Origin of the sequence: Tropicimonas sp. TH_r6 (genome assembly GCF_033101155.1) — a bacterium.
Classification (GTDB): domain Bacteria; phylum Pseudomonadota; class Alphaproteobacteria; order Rhodobacterales; family Rhodobacteraceae; genus Tropicimonas.
This window is the reverse complement of the sequence record NZ_JAWMPX010000079.1, coordinates 1-1,548: the sequence shown is the minus strand read 5'-3', so window position 1 is coordinate 1,548 and position 1,548 is coordinate 1. Positions and strand designations below refer to the sequence as shown.

Sequence of the window (1,548 nt, the reverse complement as noted above, 5' to 3'; positions counted from 1 at the left end):
GGCGTATTTCGTTGAAAAACTCTGGTTGTTTTGGCGCCTGATCGCTGATTCAATTCTCTCGGTGAGGCGGGAGGGATCGGCAATGATGGGACCGAGGCAGGAGGCGCAGAGCGCGCTGTTTTACGACTTCTCGCTGGAAAATCATGTACCCCAAGACCATCTGCTTCGCTCCATCGATCGCTTCGTGGATCTGACCGGCATCCGCTCACACCTCGCCCTGTTCTACAGCCACACTGGGCGGCCCTCGATCGATCCCGAGTTGCTGATCCGCATGCTGATCGTGGGATACACTTGCGGTATCCGTTCGGAACGGCGGCTGTGCGAGGAGGTCCACCTGAACCTCGCGTATCGCTGGTTTTGCAGGCTCGATTTGACCGACGCTGTGCCAGACCACTCGAGCTTTTCGAAGAACCGCCACGGCCGGTTCCGCCAGAGCGATCTGCTGCGCCACCTGTTCGAGACGGTCGTCGCACGATGTATCCAGGAGGGCCTGGTGAGCGGGCAGCGCCTTGCGGTCGATGCCAGCCTGATTGAGGCCGACGCCAACAAGCAGAACTCGACGCCGAAAGAAGACTGGGACGCACAGAGCATTGATCCAGCCGACGCACCGCGGGCTGTCAGGGAGTATCTCGAAGTCCTCGATGACGAGGCGTTCGGCGCTGCCAGCGAAGTCGAGCCCAAGTTCACCTCGCATTCTGACCCGGCCAGCCAATGGACGGCAGCGCGCAAGGGTCCGGCTTTTTTCTCTTATTCCGACAATTACCTGATCGACACGGATCGCGGGGTAATCCTGGATGTCGAGGGAACACGGTCGATCCGGCAGGCGGAAGTCGGGTCGACACGGACGATGCTGGACCGGGTAAAGGACAAGTTCGACATCGATCCGGACTGGCTGATCGCGGACACTGCCTACGGGTCCGGGCCGATGCTGGGTTGGCTCGTTGATCGCAAGATCGATCCCTACATCCCGGTCATCGATAAGGCCGGTCGCCCAGATGGCACCTGGACCCGCATCGACTTCGAATGGGATGCCGACAACGACCAGTACATCTGCCCCGAGGGGCATGCGTTGAAACAATTCCGCCGAAACTACTCGGACCCGAACCGCGGCCCGACCGGCAAGGGCGTGACCAAGTATCGGGCTCTTAAACTCACCTGCCAGAGTTGTCCCTCAAAGGCGCGCTGCTGCCCAAACGCGGACTTTCGATCCATCACGCGTGAAGAACACGAAGACGCCCGCCAGACAGCCCGCGATCTCGCGAAAACCGATCAGTACGAGATCGCCATGAAGCTGCGGAAGAAGGTCGAGATGCTGTTCGCGCACCTGAAGCGGATACTCGGTCTCAACCGGCTCCGATTGCGCGGCCCAAACGGCGCAAATGACGAATTTCTCCTCGCCGCAACCGCCCAGAACCTCCGCAAACTGGCAAAGATCTTTCCTGCACCGCAGAAACCGCAAGCGGCCTGACAGGGAGCGTGCTTGCGCCATCTATAAGCATCAAGTTTCTGCGCAAGCAGCACGTTGTTTTTCCACAGAATCGGCGGATA

1 protein-coding gene is annotated in these 1,548 nt (G+C 59.8%); it reads left to right on the top strand.

The annotated features are described in order from the left end of the window. Window positions 1–82: 82 nt before the first annotated feature. A complete protein-coding gene (locus R3X27_RS25460) occupies window positions 83–1,468 on the top strand; it encodes an IS1182 family transposase (RefSeq protein WP_317711716.1) in 1,386 nt (461 codons plus the stop codon). The last annotated feature ends 80 nt before the right edge of the window (window positions 1,469–1,548 follow it).